Origin of the sequence: Pseudomonas sp. TH41 (genome assembly GCF_016650695.1) — a bacterium.
Classification (GTDB): Bacteria; Pseudomonadota; Gammaproteobacteria; order Pseudomonadales; family Pseudomonadaceae; genus Aquipseudomonas.
Genome location: NZ_JAEKFH010000001.1, coordinates 397,864 through 414,192, shown reverse-complemented (window position 1 = coordinate 414,192; position 16,329 = coordinate 397,864). Strand labels below are relative to the sequence as shown.

The 16,329-nt window shown below is 57.6% G+C and carries 16 protein-coding genes and 1 pseudogene; 11 read left to right on the top strand and 6 right to left on the bottom strand.

Annotation, left to right across the window (positions count from 1 at the left end):
- Positions 1–37 precede the first annotated feature (37 nt).
- A complete protein-coding gene (locus JFU37_RS01890) occupies positions 38–820 on the top strand; it encodes an SDR family oxidoreductase (protein ID WP_201112283.1) in 783 nt (260 codons plus the stop codon).
- A 37-nt stretch (positions 821–857) separates the two neighbouring features.
- Here JFU37_RS01890 and JFU37_RS01885 read toward each other — a convergent pair whose 3' ends face one another.
- Entirely contained in the window at positions 858–1,676 is an 819-nt protein-coding gene (locus tag JFU37_RS01885; RefSeq protein WP_201112281.1) for an aldo/keto reductase, read from the bottom strand.
- A gap of 100 nt (positions 1,677–1,776) precedes the next feature.
- Here JFU37_RS01885 and JFU37_RS01880 point away from each other — a divergent pair, with 100 nt between their 5' ends.
- The 3 genes from JFU37_RS01880 (at position 1,777) to JFU37_RS01870 (ending at position 3,957) form a co-directional block, all read left to right on the top strand.
- Positions 1,777–2,565 carry an alpha/beta hydrolase gene (locus tag JFU37_RS01880; RefSeq protein ID WP_201112279.1) on the top strand — a complete coding sequence of 263 codons (789 nt, stop codon included), beginning with the start codon at positions 1,777–1,779 and terminating at the stop codon, positions 2,563–2,565.
- A 132-nt stretch (positions 2,566–2,697) separates the two neighbouring features.
- The gene (locus JFU37_RS01875) at positions 2,698–3,327 is read left to right on the top strand and encodes a hypothetical protein (protein ID WP_201112277.1); all 630 of its coding nucleotides are present in this window, start codon (positions 2,698–2,700) and stop codon (positions 3,325–3,327) included.
- An 18-nt stretch (positions 3,328–3,345) separates the two neighbouring features.
- Positions 3,346–3,957, top strand: a complete 612-nt coding sequence (locus tag JFU37_RS01870; protein ID WP_201112275.1) for a helix-turn-helix transcriptional regulator — start codon at positions 3,346–3,348, stop codon at positions 3,955–3,957.
- Between the two features lie 205 nt (positions 3,958–4,162).
- Here JFU37_RS01870 and panC read toward each other — a convergent pair whose 3' ends face one another.
- Complete coding sequence (panC, locus tag JFU37_RS01865; protein WP_201112273.1) at positions 4,163–5,020, bottom strand: pantoate--beta-alanine ligase; 858 nt, start codon at positions 5,018–5,020, stop codon at positions 4,163–4,165.
- The gene (locus JFU37_RS01860; RefSeq protein WP_201112270.1) at positions 5,020–6,009 is read right to left on the bottom strand and encodes an NADPH:quinone oxidoreductase family protein; all 990 of its coding nucleotides are present in this window, start codon (positions 6,007–6,009) and stop codon (positions 5,020–5,022) included. Before JFU37_RS01860 ends, panC begins: the two co-directional genes overlap by 1 nt.
- Before the next feature lie 85 nt (positions 6,010–6,094).
- On the opposite strand from JFU37_RS01860, the gene JFU37_RS01855 reads away from it, so the two are divergent.
- From JFU37_RS01855 to JFU37_RS01840, 4 genes and pseudogenes are all read left to right on the top strand, one after another.
- A complete protein-coding gene (locus JFU37_RS01855) occupies positions 6,095–6,871 on the top strand; it encodes an enoyl-CoA hydratase-related protein (protein ID WP_201112267.1) in 777 nt (258 codons plus the stop codon).
- Positions 6,872–7,124: 253 nt separating this feature from the next.
- Positions 7,125–7,297 (top strand): annotated as a pseudogene (locus JFU37_RS01850) (rubredoxin).
- Positions 7,298–7,407: 110 nt separating this feature from the next.
- Complete coding sequence (locus JFU37_RS01845) at positions 7,408–9,057, top strand: GMC family oxidoreductase (RefSeq protein ID WP_201112265.1); 1,650 nt, start codon at positions 7,408–7,410, stop codon at positions 9,055–9,057.
- A 45-nt stretch (positions 9,058–9,102) separates the two neighbouring features.
- Positions 9,103–10,593, top strand: a complete 1,491-nt coding sequence (locus tag JFU37_RS01840; RefSeq protein ID WP_201112263.1) for an aldehyde dehydrogenase family protein — start codon at positions 9,103–9,105, stop codon at positions 10,591–10,593.
- A 63-nt stretch (positions 10,594–10,656) separates the two neighbouring features.
- On the opposite strand, the gene JFU37_RS01835 is transcribed toward JFU37_RS01840, so the two are convergent.
- The 3 genes from JFU37_RS01835 to JFU37_RS01825 all read right to left on the bottom strand — a co-directional run bounded on the left by JFU37_RS01835 (position 10,657) and on the right by JFU37_RS01825 (position 13,336).
- Positions 10,657–11,856: a CaiB/BaiF CoA transferase family protein gene (locus JFU37_RS01835; protein ID WP_201112261.1), complete on the bottom strand. Its 1,200-nt coding sequence runs from the start codon at positions 11,854–11,856 to the stop codon at positions 10,657–10,659.
- A gap of 73 nt (positions 11,857–11,929) precedes the next feature.
- Positions 11,930–12,505 carry a TetR/AcrR family transcriptional regulator gene (locus tag JFU37_RS01830; protein WP_201112259.1) on the bottom strand — a complete coding sequence of 192 codons (576 nt, stop codon included), beginning with the start codon at positions 12,503–12,505 and terminating at the stop codon, positions 11,930–11,932.
- Positions 12,506–12,637: 132 nt separating this feature from the next.
- Positions 12,638–13,336, bottom strand: a complete 699-nt coding sequence (locus tag JFU37_RS01825) for an SDR family oxidoreductase (RefSeq protein ID WP_201112257.1) — start codon at positions 13,334–13,336, stop codon at positions 12,638–12,640.
- Positions 13,337–13,588: 252 nt separating this feature from the next.
- Between JFU37_RS01825 and JFU37_RS01820 the strand changes: the two genes are divergently transcribed.
- Genes JFU37_RS01820 through JFU37_RS01810 form a run of 3 tightly spaced genes read left to right on the top strand, consistent with a single transcriptional unit; the run spans position 13,589 to position 16,317 of the window.
- Positions 13,589–13,996: a Zn-ribbon domain-containing OB-fold protein gene (locus tag JFU37_RS01820; RefSeq protein WP_201112255.1), complete on the top strand. Its 408-nt coding sequence runs from the start codon at positions 13,589–13,591 to the stop codon at positions 13,994–13,996.
- 10 nt (positions 13,997–14,006) lie between these two features.
- Entirely contained in the window at positions 14,007–15,104 is a 1,098-nt protein-coding gene (locus JFU37_RS01815; protein ID WP_201112253.1) for an acyl-CoA dehydrogenase family protein, read from the top strand.
- Positions 15,105–15,117: 13 nt separating this feature from the next.
- Positions 15,118–16,317: an acyl-CoA dehydrogenase family protein gene (locus tag JFU37_RS01810; protein ID WP_242485687.1), complete on the top strand. Its 1,200-nt coding sequence runs from the start codon at positions 15,118–15,120 to the stop codon at positions 16,315–16,317.
- The last annotated feature ends 12 nt before the right edge of the window (positions 16,318–16,329 follow it).

Below are 16,329 nucleotides of genomic sequence, written 5' to 3'. Positions count from 1 at the left end.
ACCAAAGGTTGCATAATAAAACCATCGGAGCATCCCCATGAAACTGGCTGGAAAAACGGCATTTATCACCGGCGGCAACAGCGGCCTGGGCTTGGCCACTGCAAAACTGTTCATCGCTGAAGGCGCAAAAGTCGCCATCACGGGCCGCAGTCAAAAAACCCTGGATGAAGCCAGAGAGGCTTTGGGCCCTAACCTGCTTGCAATCAAGGCAGACCTCGCCGACGTTAAAGAGATTGAACGCGCCGTGGCCGAGGCCGTCGCCGCATTCGGGAAGTTGGACATTGTGTTCGCCAATGCGGGCATAGCCGGGCTGACGCCGGTTGGCGGCACCACCCTGGAGACGTTCCAGAACATCATTCAGACCAACCTCACTGGCACATTTTTTACCGTGCAGGCGGCTGAGCCACACCTCAATCCGGGTGCATCGATCATTTTGAATGGCTCGGTACATGCCGTCATGGGATGGCCTGGCTACAGCGCTTACGCGGCAACCAAAGGCGCTGTTCGCTCAATGACACGCGTCATGGCCGCCGAATTTGCCCCACGTGGAATTCGGGTCAATCAGATCACACCCGGGGCTGCACGCACACCAGTCTGGAATCCTCATGCCGCCAAGACAGGAATGGATACGCTGGAGAAAAAGCTTGAAACCACTATCCCACTTGGCCGCATGGGCGAGGCCGAAGAGGTTGCCAGCGTTGCGTTGTTCCTCGCCTCCAGCGATTCCAGCAACGTCGTGGGTGCAGAGATCGTCGTCGATGGCGGTGCAACGAGTTCACCCATGGGCGCCCCTGCTCACACAAAAAACTGGGCGTCATAAAGGCGCCCCTACCTCGGTAAGCGCAGTGGCAACGCCTCTACCGCACCACATCAATCAGCTGTTCGCGCTGCGCGCCTGTCAGCATCAGACCAAAACCGGCCCCGGCATTTTCCGCCATGTAGCGCGGGTTGCCGGTGCCGGGGATGACGCAGGTCACCGCCGAGTGAGCCAGCAGGTACTTGAGCGCCAGTTGCGGCCAGGTTTTGACCTGCACTTGCGCAGCCCAACCCGGTAGAGGCTTGCCTTTCAAGCGTTCGATCAAGCCACCGCCGCCGAACGGACGATTGCAGATGACCGCCACGCCTCGCTCGCGACACAGCGGCAGGATGCGTTTCTCGACCGCACGATCATCCAGGGCATAGTTGATCTGCAAAAAATCCATCGGCTCGGCCCTGAGCACCGCTTCCACTTCGTCATACGCCGACGCCGTGTAATGGCTGATGCCGATGTAGCGGATGCGCCCTTCTTCCTTCCATTGGCGCAAGGTGGGCAAATGGGTTTTCCAATCCAACAGGTTGTGAATTTGCATCAGATCAATGCGGTCGGTCTGCAGCAACTTGAAGGACTGCTCCATCTGCGCGATGCCTTCTTCGCGGCCGCGGGTCCAGACCTTGGTGGCCAGAAACGCCGGCGAGCGCGGTTGATGAATCGACAACAGTTCACCGCTGGTCTGCTCAGCGCGACCGTACATGGGCGAGCTGTCGATCAAGGTTCCGCCCTTCTCGAACAACGCATGGAGAACAGCCGGCAGGTTTTTGTAGGAGGGATCCACGGGTGCGACATCCAGCCCCCGATAAGTGCCCAACCCGACGACAGGTAACGGTTCAGCGCTGGATGGAATGGCTCGGGTCAGCATGTTCTTGCCTCCTGATTTCATGGAGCGGCTGGCCCCGCTATCGATCTACTACACTCTGAAAGCGATCAAGCGATAGCCGTCTTCAGGTCCAGAACAGTCAATGTCGCCCCTTAAACTTAGTCGAATGTCGCGCGCCCTGATGACTCTCGTCGTAATCATTGTCGCTGTGTACCTGCTGCTCTGCGCTGCGCTGTTGGTGTTCCAGCGCGCGCTCATCTACTTCCCGCAACCCCGTGCCATCGGGACGTCGGCTAGCCTGATCACACTCTCTGTCGACGATGCACAGGTGCTAGTCTCGGTCCGACCGCACGATGGCCCCAATGCGTTGATTTACTTCGGTGGCAATGCCGAAGACGTGTCTCGCAGCCTGCCCTCGTTTTCCGCAGCCTTTGCCGATCAAGCGCTCTACTTGCTTCATTACAGAGGCTACGGTGGCAGTTCCGGTTCACCCTCCGAAGAGGCGATCCAACGCGATGCCGTCGCCTTGTTTGACCAGGTCCACGCCACCCATCCCCATGTTGCAGTAGTCGGTCGCAGCTTGGGCTCGGGAGTCGCCATCCGCCTCGCCAGCCAACGCCCTGCATCGCGCCTGATCCTGATCACGCCCTATAACAGCGTGGAAGAACTCGCCGCCCGCCAGTTCCCGGTCTTTCCGGTGAAGTGGCTGCTGAAGGATAAATTTGAATCCTGGAAGTACGCCGACCGCCTCACCGTGCCCACACTGCTGATCGCAGCGGAGCACGACGAAGTGATACCGCGCTCAAGCACGGAGCGACTCCTCGGGCATTTCGCCAAAGGTGTTGCTTCGCTGAAGGTCATTCCGGGGGCGGGGCACAATTCGATCTCGGAGAGCCCCGAGTATCTAAAACTGCTGGGCGAAGGGTTGTGAGCGGTTGCTGTACTCAGCATCCAGCGCGCAGTTATGACCGCTGATCAGTGATTTTTCTGCGAGCCAATAAAAACATATTTATATGCTTTAATTGATATTGTCGAACAATCCCAAAAACCAAAGGGTGCCGTCATGAATATCAAAACCTTGGCTTTAATACTGTTGGCCTTCTGCGCGCAACCGGCCTGGAGTCAAACGCCCCCCGCCTCCCCGCCAGCGGCCGATAGCCTCGCGCTCACCATGCGTCTGGCGCTGCGCGACCTTTGGGTCGAGCACATTTTCTGGATCAGGAATTACGCCATCGCCAACCAGGCGGCCAACAAGCAGCAAGCCAAGGTGGCGGCTGACCAGGTCGTCGACAACGCCACAAAAATCGCCAACAGCATTGCGCCGCTCTATGGCCAACCCGCTGCCGATCAACTGCTCAAGCTGCTTGCCGGTCATTGGGGCGCGGTGAAACACTACAGCGACGCCACGGTCGCCAAGGACGCGAAAGGCAAGCAGGCCGCCGTCACAGACTTGACCAGCAACGCCAAGGCGATTGCGGCATTTCTGGCCAAAGCCAATCCCAACCTGCCTGAAAGTACGCTGGTCACGATGTTGGCAGCCCACGGCGGCCACCATATCGCTCAGGTCGATCAACTCGCCGCACACGACTACGCTGGCGAGGCTGGCACCTGGCAGATGATGCGTACCCATATAGTGTCGCTGGCTGAGGCGCTGACGGCCGCGCTGGTCAAGCAGTTCCCGGACAAATTCTGATACCGCGCGAGGCATACCATGCTTGAAGGACTGGGCCGCACACAGCAGGACTTGCTCAATGCGTTGCTGTACCACGCCAGTGGCATGAGCATTGACGAGTTGGCCGACCATCTGTCAGTCACCCGTACAGCGATTCGCCAACATCTGGCGGCGCTGGAGCGTGACGGGTTGGTGCTGCGCGGCGAAACCCGTCCGACAGGCCGGCGTCCGGAGCAGCTGTATCGGCTCACGGACCATGCGAAGGAGCAATTCCCTCGCCAGTATCTGTTGCTCGCCAGCGTGCTGATCGACGAAGTGGCCGACATCATCGGCCCTGATGCCCTCGCGTCGCTGATGCGCAGCATGGGCCGCAAACTGGCGCTCGACCGTGAGCAGCAGGTGGTGGATGAGGCCAAAATCGTCCAGCACATGAACCATGCGGGCTATGAAGCCGAGGTGATCTTTCGCACCTCGAACGACAAGGAAATTGTTGCGCACAACTGCGTATTCCACCGCCTCGCCGCCGCGCATCCCGTGGTCTGCGAGCTGGACCTGGCCTTGATCGGCGCGTTGGGCGGTGGTGAAGTCGAGCACACCGAATGCATGGTGCGGGGCGGTCATGTCTGTCGCTTCAAGCTGCGACCGAGTTAAACCCCTGACGCCGCGACAGAGGCTGCTTCAGCCAATATCGATCAGTCAGCCTAGCGCTTGCGTGACAGCCGTTGCTGCCAGTTTCCGGCGTTGTCCCGCAGGCAGGCTTCTTCAGAGTCGAGCAGTACTTGGGGCGACGTTCTGTGGAAGTGAGAAAATGCCACCGTGGACCCTTGCGAGTTGCCGGCAACGGCGCGGCAGTCCGTTATAACTCGCTTACGCTGACCACAACATTATCAATAAGCCGAGTCTTCCCTAGACGCGCCGCGACGAGAATAACAAGATGGCCGGACGTTTCCGACGTAAGGCTCAAATCATACGCGTTCCTTATTTCCAGATACTCCAACTGAAACCCAGAGGAGGTTATGCGCTTACATTGCTCATCCAGCAGTTGTTCAACGTCCAGACATCCGCGCTGTAAAGACAGGGCAACGTCCTTGAGGCATTGATAAAGGATCGGAGCAGCGGCGCGCTCCTGCTCATTGAGGTATCCATTACGGGACGAGAGCGCCAGACCATCAGCGGCCCGGACGGTAGGAGCACCCAAAATTTCGATCGGGATGTTCAGGTTTCTGACCATCGACCTTATGACGGCCAACTGCTGATAATCCTTCTCCCCAAATACGGCTATGTCTGGCTGAACAACGTTGAACATCTTATTGACGACGGTCGCCATTCCATTGAAATGTCCCGGCCGAGCCGCACCACAAAGCCCGTCTGATACTCTCGGGACACTGACCATCGGTTGAGCCTCAAATCCCTCGGGATACATCTCAGCCACATCGGGTAAAAACAGCAAATCACAGCCAGCGTCTTTTAACTTGGACTGGTCTGCCTCTGGTGTCCGAGGATATTTTTCCAAATCCTCCGTAGGCCCGAATTGCAGGGGGTTTACAAAAATAGTCGCCACAACGAAATCAGCGTGTTGCTTGGCGACGTTAATCAACGCTACGTGCCCTTCATGCAGGTTGCCCATCGTAGCGACGAGCGCAACTTTCTTGTTGTCGCTCCGTGCGCCCCCCACCAGCGTGCGAAGCGCGAGAACCGTTTCCACAATAACCATCAGCTACTCCCCTTTCGTATTTCGACCACAAGCTTGCCGACCGCCTTGCGCAGACGTAGCGCTTCGAGCGCATCACCTGCGCGAGCCAATGCATAGTGCTGTGAAACCAATGGACGCAACTTGCCTTCTGCGTGCCAGGCAAACAACTGCCGGTAGTTGGCCTGGTTTTCTTGCGGCTGGTGCTGGGTGAAAGCCCCCCAGAACACGCCCAAGACAGCCGCGCCCTTGAGCAGCGTGAGGTTGACCGGCAATTGTGGAATGCGCCCGCTTGCAAAACCGATCACCAACAAACGGCCATTCCAGGCAATAGCGCGGATCGCTTGATCGAACAAATCGCCGCCCACCGGATCGAAGATCACGTCAGCACCCCGGCCTTCGGTCAGTGCATTGACCTGCTCTTTGAGGCTGCCGTTGCCATAACAGATGAGCTCGTGAGCACCTGCCGCTCGAGCAACTTCCAGTTTTTGCCTGCTGCTGGCGGCCGCAATGACGTGTGCTCCCATCGCCCTGCCGATCTCCACGGCAGCAAGGCCCACACCTCCAGAAGCTCCCAGCACCAACAAGGTTTCGCCCTTTTGCAGCCTGGCACGCTGACACAAAGCATGCATTGACGTGCCATAGGTCACACCGAAACCTGCTGCGCCGGCAAAATCCATACTGGCCGGCATCGGCATGACATTTTTTGCTTGTACTACAACCTGCTCGGCGAAACTGCCCCAGCCGGTCAACGCCATGACTTTGTCACCCGGCTGCAAATGGCTGACACCCGCCCCCACCGCGGCGACTACACCGGCCGCCTCGCCTCCCGGCGCAAAGGGAAATGGCGGCTTGATCTGGTATTTGCCTTCGATAAGCAAAATATCGGGAAAGTTAACGCCGGCCATGTGCACATCGATAAGGATTTCATCGCTCTCTGGCACAGGGCTCACGATATCTTCCAGGACTAGGCTGTCGGCGGTGCCGAATGCTTTGCACAGCAACGCTTTCATAAGTGTTCCATGTCTGGGATGGGTACCAGCCTGAAAATAACTGTCATATCATCAGTTATACCCACCTCAGACACTGGAAGCAATCGTGAACGAAGAAGTCATTTATCAGGACCTACAAGGCGGTATTGCGCTGATCACCCTCAATCGCCCGAACAAGCGCAATGCTCTCAACGTCAGCGCTTCGCGCGCCCTCGCCCACATGGTCGAAAAGACTGAAACCAACCCGGACATCCGCGTCGTAGTCCTGACAGGCTCCGGGCCTCTGGCGTTTTGCGCAGGTGCCGATCTCGACGACATCGCTGCCGGTATCGGCGAGCAAATCGCCATCAACGAAGCCGGCATGGGGGGGCTGATCCATACCAATCGGCGCAAGCCCTGGATTGCCGCCGTTCGCGGTGCGGCACTTGGCGGCGGCACTGAACTGGCACTCGCTTGTGACCTGATCGTTGCAAGCAAAAATGCCACCTTCACCTTGCCCGAGGTCAAGCGTGGTTTGATCGCTGGCGCAGGCGGTATCTATCGACTGATCCGACGCATTGCGCCGGCCATCGCCATGGAACTGCTACTGACTGGCAATCGGCTTGAAGCTGATCGTGCAAAGGCGCTCGGCTTAATCAATCACGCAGTGGACGATGAACACGTGTTGGAGACGGCCCTTCAACTGGCCCGGCAAATTGCTGCCAACGCCCCACTGGCAGTTCAAGAAACCCTGATGATTGCCCGCCAAACCCTGGCGTTCGGTGAGGCAAAACTGCGCGTTGACGTCGAAGCTGCGGGGTTGCGGTTACAGACATCTGAGGACGTGCAGATCGGTGTGCGTGCCTTTCATGAGAAACGTACTCCCGAATGGAAAGGCAGATAATCATCGGTGGCACAGCGCGACTGGGTTGCCACCACACAATATCTGACCACATGTTAGTTATTCGGAGATCCCGCCCCTCCGGCTTGCCCCCGGATAAAAAAGCCTGGGCGTAGTTGGCACCCATGAAATCCGCAGTTATATTACTAAAGAGTAACGTATAAAAGTCATCCAACCGTTCGCCCAAGGTAAAAACTGATCAACAGTCAATAACCCTTGCCCCGCCACGCCACGCCAAAAACATAACAAGAGGCTGATGGAAGTGAAGAAATGGCAGTGCTTCTTCTGTGGTTTTACCTACGACGAAAACCTGGGCTTGCCTGAGGAAGGCATCCCGCCCGGGACGTTGTGGACGACATCTCCGAGACCTGGGTCTGCCCAGAGTGCGGAGCGGCCAAGCAAGACTTCGCGATGATCGAAGCAAGCTGAAACAGCCACGCCAGTCATAACCCTTACCGATTACCGACCCCGGCACCCGGCGGTCCGGTGGTGCACCAGCTCCCAAGCAACAGAACAACAAAACTACCTGGGGCAGCAAAATGAATGAGCAATACGACTACATCATTGTGGGTGCCGGTTCCGCAGGCTGCGTCTTGGCGAATCGACTTTCATCTTTGCACTCAGTCTCCGTGCTGCTGATCGAAAGCGGCCCGGATGACAGCAACGCATTGATTGCGATGCCCCGCGGCATAGGCAAATTGCTGACTCCGGGAAACCCGCATGTCTGGGATTACAAGGTTTCGCGCGGCCCCCGACAAGCTGAAGACATCTGGCTCAAAGGTCGCGTCCTCGGTGGGTCCAGCTCGATCAATGGCATGGTCTATGTGCGTGGTGCACCCGAGGACTATGACGCGTGGGAAGCCGCCGGGTGCACCGGTTGGGGTTGGAACAACATGGGGCGGCATTTCGTTGAGCTCGAAGGCCATATATTGGGGGCAGCGCCAGGGCGGGGTTCCGGTGGCCCTCTAAAGATTTCAGTTCACGCCTCAGGCGACCCACTCTGCGAAGCCGTGCTGACTGCGGGCGTGCAGGCGGGAACACCTCGGGTCGATGATATCAACCTGGCCAATACTGCCGGGCCTGGTGGATTGGGTTACCAAACCCAGAACATCTGGCACGGCCAGCGCTACAGTGCCGCGAAAGCCTTTCTCGATCCAGTGCGCAACCGCCCGAACCTGGACATCGTCACCCAGACCGACGTCCTGTGGATCAACTTTGAAAACAAGCGTGCAACCAGCGTGACCGTACGCGACAACAAGGGTGAACGCGCGATTTGCGCGGGAAAAGAGATCCTCGTCTGCGCCGGAGCCATTCAATCACCCAAGTTGCTGCAGCTTTCCGGCGTAGGGCCTGCTGCCCTTCTTGAGTCCCATGGCATTGCCGTGATCAAGGATGCTCCCCAGGTGGGCCACAACCTGCGCGAACATTTCTTCTTGGCCATGCAGTACCGTGTGAAGAGTCACAGCCTGAATCATCGCTTTTTCGGCTTGGGCCTGTTGCGCTCAGTGTGGCAGTACTACACCGGCAGAAACGGACCGCTGACCCATAGCGCACATGAAATTGGTGGCTTCGTTAAAACCCGCCCCGAACTCGACCGTCCCGACGCGCAAGTCGGTATCAGCCTGTACTCCCTGACCTACGGAGAAGATGAAGTCATACCCGAAAAGCAACCCGGGCTGACCCTGGGGGGCTATTTCATGCGCCCACAAAGCCAGGGTGAAGTGTCGATTCGCTCTGCCAACCCCAATGTACCGCCCTACATCTGTGCCAACTATCTGGAGTCGGTAACGGATCGTGCTGCCGCCATTTCCATGTACCGCTGGATCCGTAAGCTTGCCTCGCAACCGGCCTTGGCGCCGTTCATCGTCGGCGCTACTACACCAAACGCCGATGCACAAAGCGATGAAGAAATCCTTGAGGCATTCAAACAGTGGGGAGGTACCGCCTACCACGTGTCCGGCACCTGCCGCATGGGCAGCGATGCCGAATCGGTATTGGACCCCAGCCTGAAGGTTCGCGGGGTATCGGGGCTCAGGGTGGTGGACACGTCGATCATGCCGGCATTGATCTCAGGCAACACCAACGGCCCTGCCATGGCTATTGCATTGCGCGCCGCCGAAATCATCGCGGCGGAACTGGCCAATCCGCTGGCAGCGACATCGGTGAACCTTACCGAGATTGCAAGCTGAATACGGCCACCTTCCATTGCACAAAAATAAAAAAGGATGACCGCAATGCCGACGCCCTACACCGACATTAAGAACTTTTACATCGACGGCCAATGGGTTTCCCCCTCCGAGGGCTACGAAACCATTTTCAATCCAGCGACCGAAGAAATCATTGGTCGGGCCCCGGTGGGTGGCAAACCGGAAGTCGACCTTGCCATTGCTGCTGCCCGCAACGCTTTCGATAACGGCCCTTGGCCAACCCTGCAGATGGCCGAGCGCATCGAGGCCATCAAGCGTTTTCGCGCATCAATTATCAGCCGCCAGGACCGGATCAAGCAGTTACTGATTGAGGAAGTCGGTGCCGTACACATGCTGATGAACAGTGCTCAGTTTAACGGCGCTATCGAAGCTATCGACTATGCGATTGCACTGGCGCTAAAGATTGAGCCCGAACCAATAGCGATAGAGTCAAAACCCAATCCCTTCGACCCTTCGGCACCCGATCTGCTGGGAGGCGGCGTCACTCTGTTCGAACCCTACGGTGTAGTGGTCGGTATTACACCGTACAACTACCCGTTTTTGCTCAATATCGTCAAAGCTGTGCCGGCGTTGCTGACAGGCAATACGGTTGTCATCAAACCCTCGCAATTCACACCTTTCTCTGGCTTGCTGCTGGCTGAAATCATCATCGAGGCACAACTGCCCAACGGCGTACTAAGTGTTGTGACCGGTGGCCCGGAAGTCGGGGCGATGCTCACCGAGGATCCTCGGGTCGATTTGATCAGCTTCACCGGCTCCGATGCCGTCGGCTCGGCCATTTTACGTCAGTCAGCCAGCACCCTGAAGAAAGTCCACCTCGAACTAGGCGGTAAATCGGCAATGATCGTCAGGCATGACGCTGATGTAATCAAAGCCGCGAGCCTGGCAGCGTTCAGTGTTTCCCTGCATGCAGGCCAAGGCTGCGCCCTGCTGACTCGTTTCCTGGTACACAACACCATTCGTCCTGCGTTTGTCGAAACCGTCAAGGCGATACTCGGCCAACTGAAAATTGGCGACCCACAGGACCCCAGTGTGATCGTCGGCCCATTGATCCGCGAAAGTGCCCGCACCAAGACCGAATACTACGTACAACTGGGCATAGACAGTGGCGCAACCCTGGTCGCCGGTGGCAAACGCCCGGCGCATCTTGATAAAGGCTATTTCTACGAACCGACCGTTTTCGACAATGTGGACAACGCATCTCGACTGGCGCAAGAGGAAGTCTTCGGGCCAATCGGCGTGATCATCGGTTTCGACACTGATGAGCAAGCGATACGCCTGGCCAACGACTCCAGATTCGGACTCAGTGGTGCGGTAATGTCAGCCGATCGCTCTGCCGCATTTCGCATTGCGCAAAAACTCAGAACAGGCGGCGTGGCCATCAACGGCGGTACCGGTGATCTCTATGTCAAAGCACCCTTTGGTGGATACAAACACTCGGGTATCGGGCGGGAGTTCGGCCCACACTGGCTCAAAGAATACCTGTTGGAAAAAGCCATTACCTATCCGATCGGTTAATCGCCTGAACTCGCCCCCCCGCACCACGCTCAGCGCGTCGATGCGGGGGATTCACTTCGTTCACTAGCGAATGGCGCCTGCTTCGCGCAATGCGCTCAGTTGAGTGTCGGTCAAACCAATTTCGCGCAGAACTTCGTCGGTATGCTCGCCAAATCCGGGGCCAGCCATGAGCCTTCCGATCGGTTGCTCATCGAATTGCGCTGGCGAGACCCCTACCAGGTACTGGCTTTGTGCATCAATGTCCACTGCGCTGATGAAACCGTTTTCCAGTGCCTGAGGATCAGCCAGTACTTCAGAGGGGCTCTGGATCGGGGCCCATACACCTTCCAGCGTCTTGAAGCGTTCGCACCACTCTGCGTAGTTACGGGTGGCGAACACTTCGTTGAGTTCGCCCACCAGCGCGCGGGAGTTGGCATGCCGTGAAGCCGCATCCTTGAAACGCGGGTCGCTGAGCAGCGCCGGCCGTTCGATATGAGCGACAAAATCGGGCCACCACTTATCCATCAACAGGCAGATAGTCAACCAACGGCCATCGCGAGTGCGGTAGTTGTTTGCCAGGGCGAACGAACTGTCCTCCTGCCTCTCGATGGGAATGGTCGGCACGCCAATGCTGGTGGCCAGCAGAGACTGTGACATCAAATACGTTCCAACCATGTAAAGCGCGTTGTCCACCACTGCGCCCTTACCGGTGCGCTCGCGGCGAAACAGGGCAGCGGCAATGGCCCCTGCCAGGGTGACGCCACCGGTAAGGTCGCCGATGGATCCGGGTTGTTTGGGTGGCGGTTCGTCCGCCAGCGTCTGGTTGAACGCCGCACCGGCCCGACACCACGCCGTGGGGTAGTCGAATCCGCCGTCGTTGGCCATGGCACCATGCAAACCGTAGCCAGTACCGCGTGCGTAAATCAAACGGGGGTTGCGCTTGAGCAAGTCCTGAGGCTCGATACCCAGCTTTGCCCGCGCATCGGCACGCAAGTTGGTGAGGAACACGTCGGCACCTTCGATCAGTCGATACAACTGCTCTCGACCCTCAGTCTGGGTCAGGTCCAGGGCGATGCCCCGTTTACCGCGGTTGCCGGTTTCAAAGAATGGATTGACCCGGCCATCCGTGCCTGGCAGACGCATATGCCGCGAAGCATCGCCACCTTGCGCGCGTTCAACCTTGATGACATCCGCGCCCCAGTCCGCCAACACCATCGCCGCGGCTGGCACATAAGTGTGTTCCGCAACTTCGATTACACGTACACCGTTCATGACATCGTACATAGCCTCTCCCGTGGGTAACTGACACTCATGATCACGTATGCATTCCTTCGCAGCGCCACGGTGTAGTGGCTGCTCAATCCGGACGCGGTGCGTAGCCCGCGAGAAAAAAACGCACGATTTCTCTTAGGTGAGGCTCCACCTGTTCTTGCGCCAACTGCACCCCCATCAAACGCTCATGGGTGCGACCCGCAAGGGTCAAAAAGATAATCGCGGCGTCGATCGAGTTCGGTATTTGCACAACCCCTTTTGTGTTGAGTTGGTCGAGCCAACCTGTCAGCTGCGACATGAAACCGCTCATGACTTCTTCACGAAAACTGATGATCAGCTGAGGAAACCTGACGCTTTCATGCGCGCCTAACCGGGACATGGCTAAGACACGCGGGGTACCGAGCTTTTCGTAAAACAGTTGGGCCAACTCGTAGAGCAACTGTGCGACTGGCCGATCAACCAGCAAAAAACCTAAATCGAGTTCGAAATCCTTGGAAATGTGCGCAAGCACAGCCTCAAACAACAATTCCTTGCTGGGGAAACGTCGATACAGCGCCGGCTTTGTTGTCTTCCCGGCCTCGGCGATACGGCCGAGATTGGCATCGGTGTAACCGAACTCCAGAAACTCGTTGGCGGCTGCCTGGAGCAGCGCCTCATCCAATTCACGACGAGGCCTCCCCTTGGGTTTTACTGACATGAAAGTCCTTCCACCATTTTGCTGTTCACCCTACCTGATCAGTACCAGGCAGGCCGTTCTACGGCGCAAGGAAACTTAACATAACAGTCGGCTGAATCAGGACAGGCCTACCACTGGAATGACGGCGCCATTGAGGGCGCTAGCAGCATCACTTGCCAGGAATCCGAAAACTGCTGCCAACTGCTGCGGCGAGACCCACAGGGCCGGATCAACATCAGGCATCGCGGCACGGTTGGCAGCGCTGTCGATGATGCTCGGGGCAACGGCGTTGACGTTAATGCCATGGCCACGAAGCTCCTGGGCCATGGACTCGGTGATCCGCGCCACGCTGCTCTTGGCTGCGCAATAAGCGCCCATCGAGCCCTTGCCCGTGACGGCGGAAGCGGCCGATACGTTGATGATCTTGCCTGCACCAGCCGCCAGCATCCCCGGAACAGTGGCGCGACAAGTGTTCAGCACAGTCGCGACGTTCAGGTCCATCATTTGCTGCCAGACAGTGCCGTCAGCGTCATGCACGTCGTTACCCATGGCAAAGCCACCGGCAATGTTGCACAACACACCCGCCGGCCCTTTCGCCTGGAATACCTTGCCTAGGGCCATCTGAGTCGCGGCGGTGTCGGTCAGGTCGACGACCAGAAAATGCTTGTCGCCACCAATACCCTCATAAACCGATTGCAACGCTTGCTCACTGCAGTCGACCAGTACAACCGGGCGCCCCTGTTCCAGAAAGGTTTGCGCGACAACACGGCCCAGTGCACCTGCTGCCCCGGTGACCACTACTAATGCGTCCGACATCTTGATTCTCCTCTCTTCTTGTTAATAACTGACCATGTATCAGCTTATACAATAGAAAAAGCGTCTTCGGCAACATCCTTAGGCCACAGAATGATGTCGAGCAAACATCTTATAGGCGCCTATTGCATCTTTGTTTGAGATGATCTAAAAATAACAACATGTTAGTTTTAAGCGATTCATGACTAGCGGTGGAAGCACTATGCGAGCTCAAGCATGATGTTCACTTTCCCCCCGTCAACGCTGGAGATCCGAATGAGCACTGCCTACAAACGCGTATTGCCACAGCTGGATGATCTCAACCGGTTTTTCTGGACCAGTGGTGCCGACGGCCAATTGCGCTTTCTGCGCTGCAACGACTGCGACCATTGGCTGCATCCACCAGGAATCATCTGCCCGCAGTGCCTGAGCCGAAACCTCGCACCGCAGGCGGTTTCGGGCCTGGGCACTATCGAGGCACTGACGATCAATTATCAGCCGTGGTCGCCTGACCAACCTGTGCCTTATGCCGTCGCCATCGTTTCACTCGACGACCACAAAAGCCTGCAACTGACCTCCAACATCGTCGGTTGTGCACCCGAGTCGGCCTTCATCGGTCAGCGGGTACGTGTGGTCTTCGAAGCGATTGAGGATGTTCATTTACCTCTGTTCACGCCTGTCTGAGAGAGTCCGCATGCAAGAAGAACACGCCGAAAGTCTCGCTTCGATCCGCGAACAGGCCAGGCGCCTGCTAGAAGATCAAGCCACCCCGGAACACTTGAAGTCGCTGCTGGATACACCCGCCAGTTTTGACCGGCACTTGTGGGGCCATGCCGTCGACCAGGGCTGGCCGAGTGTCGCAGTAACCGAGCAATCAGGTGGTTTGGGTTTGGGTTGGAGCGGCCTTGGCGTGCTTTGCGAAGAAACCGGACGCATGACCGCCTCATTACCGCTTATAGGTAATGCTGTGGCAGCCAATGCGCTGCAATGCGCCAAAGGCACCTGGGATAACTTGATAGAGGGGCTGGCCAACGGCAGTAAAATCGCCTGCGTGGCATTGTCCGACCCACATGACAGCGGTTTGTCATCCAGTCCGTCACTGTTAGCCGGCAACGGCTTATTGCAGGGTGAAAAGGCATTGGCTGCCTTTGCCAGTGTTGCCGATATCGCTTTGGTCCAGGCGCAGGGCGAACAAGGCAACGAGCTCTACCTGGTCGATCTTGCACATCCCGGAGTATCACGTCGGACATTCGATACCGTCGACAACGCGCGTGCCGCAGCTGTCCTGCAATTCAAACAGGTTCCAGCCACTCGGCTAGGCGGTGTCGAAGCACTTCTGAAGGTGTCGAGCCTGGCTGCCCTCGCCTGTGCCTCCGAGCAGATTGGTGGCGCACAAGCCAGCCTTGAACTCGCCTGTAACTATGCCCGCGAGCGTCGTGCCTTTGGTCAACAGATTGGTAGTTTCCAAGGGATCAAGCACAAGCTCGCCGAAGCTTACTGCCTGCTGGAAATCGCCAAGGGCTGCACCAATGACGCACTCGATGCCTGGGAAAACGGTCTGCTAGAAAGCCGTCAATTGAGCGCAGCAGCACGTATCGCAGCGACCAAGGCCTACGACTATATCGCCCAGGAAGGACTGCATACCCACGGCGGCATGGGTATGACCTGGGAAGCCATGCCTCATCACCACTATCGTCGCTCACGCACTCTCGCCCTGGAACTGGGCAGCATCCACTACTGGCGTGAATGTCTGCTGAACGAAATCGGTCTGGAAACGGCGAATCATGGATAACGGTGGAATCATCATGAGCAATTCACTCGAACGCTATCGTGAGCGCGCCAGTTCCTGGCTGGCAGAGCACGCCCCTCTTTACGCAAGTCAAGCACGGCACGGGTTGAGTTTCAAAGAGGATCTGGCCCTGGCTCGTGCCTGGCAAGCCCTCAAGGCCGAGCATGGCTACGCCTGCATCACCCTGCCAACGGAGTTTGGTGGTGCGGGTGGCAGCGAGCTGGAAAAAGTGATCTTCAGTGAAGAAGAGATGCGCTATGACCTGCCATTGGTCTACTTCAGCATCAGTCTCAACAACCCCCTGCCAATTTTCCTGCGCTACGCCCCGTCCTATTGGACCGAGCGGCTGGCCAGGCCCACTGTCCGTGGCGAGCTGATCTGGTGCCAGCTGTTTTCCGAGCCTTCGGCTGGCTCTGACCTGGCGTCGCTACGTTTAAAGGCTGTTGCAGTGGAAGGCGGCTGGCGCCTGAGCGGGCAAAAGGTCTGGACCAGTTGGGCACAAATCGCCGATTGGGGGGTAATCGTCGCCCGCACCGATCCGAGCCTGCCCAAACACGCCGGACTGACCTACTTCTTTGTCGATATGAAATCCCCTGGCGTAAGTGTCGTGCCGATCCGCCGTCTGGGCGAGGAAAGTGACCTCAACGAAGTGTTCTTCGATGATGTATTCGTCCCCGATGACCAGCGCCTTGGCGAGATCAACGGTGGCTTCAAGGTCGCGGTAGAAACGCTGATGATCGAACGCTACTCGGTGACCGACGAATCCGGCTACGCCCCCAGCCTGGAAAAATTCATCGCATTGGCCGAACAGTCGAAAATCAATGGCAAGCGTGCGCTTGATGACGGTGAAATCCGCACCACCATTGCCGATGTATTCGTCCAGCGCCAAGGCCTGCGCGCCATCCATCGCCAAGCTTTGGAGGCATTCGCCAAGGGCCAGGTCCCGGGCCCTGAAGGTGCCATGCGCAAATTATTACTGGGGCGCACACGCCAGTCTTTGAGTCGGATGGCGACGAACATCCAGGGCCCGAACAGCCTGGTTCTGCATGAAAACTCTCAGGCGAAGACAGACTTCACCAGCGCCTGGCTCGACCCCAGCTTGCGTATCGCCGGCGGCACCGACGAACTGCTGCTCAACACGTTGGCAGAGCGTGTACTGGGCTTGCCGCAGGATTCACGGCCAGACAAGGGCCAGCCATTCAACGCCACCAAATAATTGACCCGGGCG

Excerpts from the sequence above, each read along its gene's own strand:
- JFU37_RS01890 (WP_201112283.1), top strand. The coding sequence starts at position 38 with ATGAAACTGGCTGGAAAAACGGCATTTATCACCGGCGGCAACAGCGGC.
- JFU37_RS01885 (WP_201112281.1), bottom strand. The coding sequence starts at position 1,676 with ATGCTGACCCGAGCCATTCCATCCAGCGCTGAACCGTTACCTGTCGTC.
- JFU37_RS01880 (WP_201112279.1), top strand. The coding sequence starts at position 1,777 with ATGTCGCCCCTTAAACTTAGTCGAATGTCGCGCGCCCTGATGACTCTC.
- JFU37_RS01875 (WP_201112277.1), top strand. The coding sequence starts at position 2,698 with ATGAATATCAAAACCTTGGCTTTAATACTGTTGGCCTTCTGCGCGCAA.
- JFU37_RS01870 (WP_201112275.1), top strand. The coding sequence starts at position 3,346 with ATGCTTGAAGGACTGGGCCGCACACAGCAGGACTTGCTCAATGCGTTG.
- panC (WP_201112273.1), bottom strand. The coding sequence starts at position 5,020 with ATGGTTATTGTGGAAACGGTTCTCGCGCTTCGCACGCTGGTGGGGGGC.
- JFU37_RS01860 (WP_201112270.1), bottom strand. The coding sequence starts at position 6,009 with ATGAAAGCGTTGCTGTGCAAAGCATTCGGCACCGCCGACAGCCTAGTC.
- JFU37_RS01845 (WP_201112265.1), top strand. The coding sequence starts at position 7,408 with ATGAATGAGCAATACGACTACATCATTGTGGGTGCCGGTTCCGCAGGC.
- JFU37_RS01840 (WP_201112263.1), top strand. The coding sequence starts at position 9,103 with ATGCCGACGCCCTACACCGACATTAAGAACTTTTACATCGACGGCCAA.
- JFU37_RS01835 (WP_201112261.1), bottom strand. The coding sequence starts at position 11,856 with ATGTACGATGTCATGAACGGTGTACGTGTAATCGAAGTTGCGGAACAC.
- JFU37_RS01825 (WP_201112257.1), bottom strand. The coding sequence starts at position 13,336 with ATGTCGGACGCATTAGTAGTGGTCACCGGGGCAGCAGGTGCACTGGGC.
- JFU37_RS01820 (WP_201112255.1), top strand. The coding sequence starts at position 13,589 with ATGAGCACTGCCTACAAACGCGTATTGCCACAGCTGGATGATCTCAAC.
- JFU37_RS01815 (WP_201112253.1), top strand. The coding sequence starts at position 14,007 with ATGCAAGAAGAACACGCCGAAAGTCTCGCTTCGATCCGCGAACAGGCC.
- JFU37_RS01810 (WP_242485687.1), top strand. The coding sequence starts at position 15,118 with ATGAGCAATTCACTCGAACGCTATCGTGAGCGCGCCAGTTCCTGGCTG.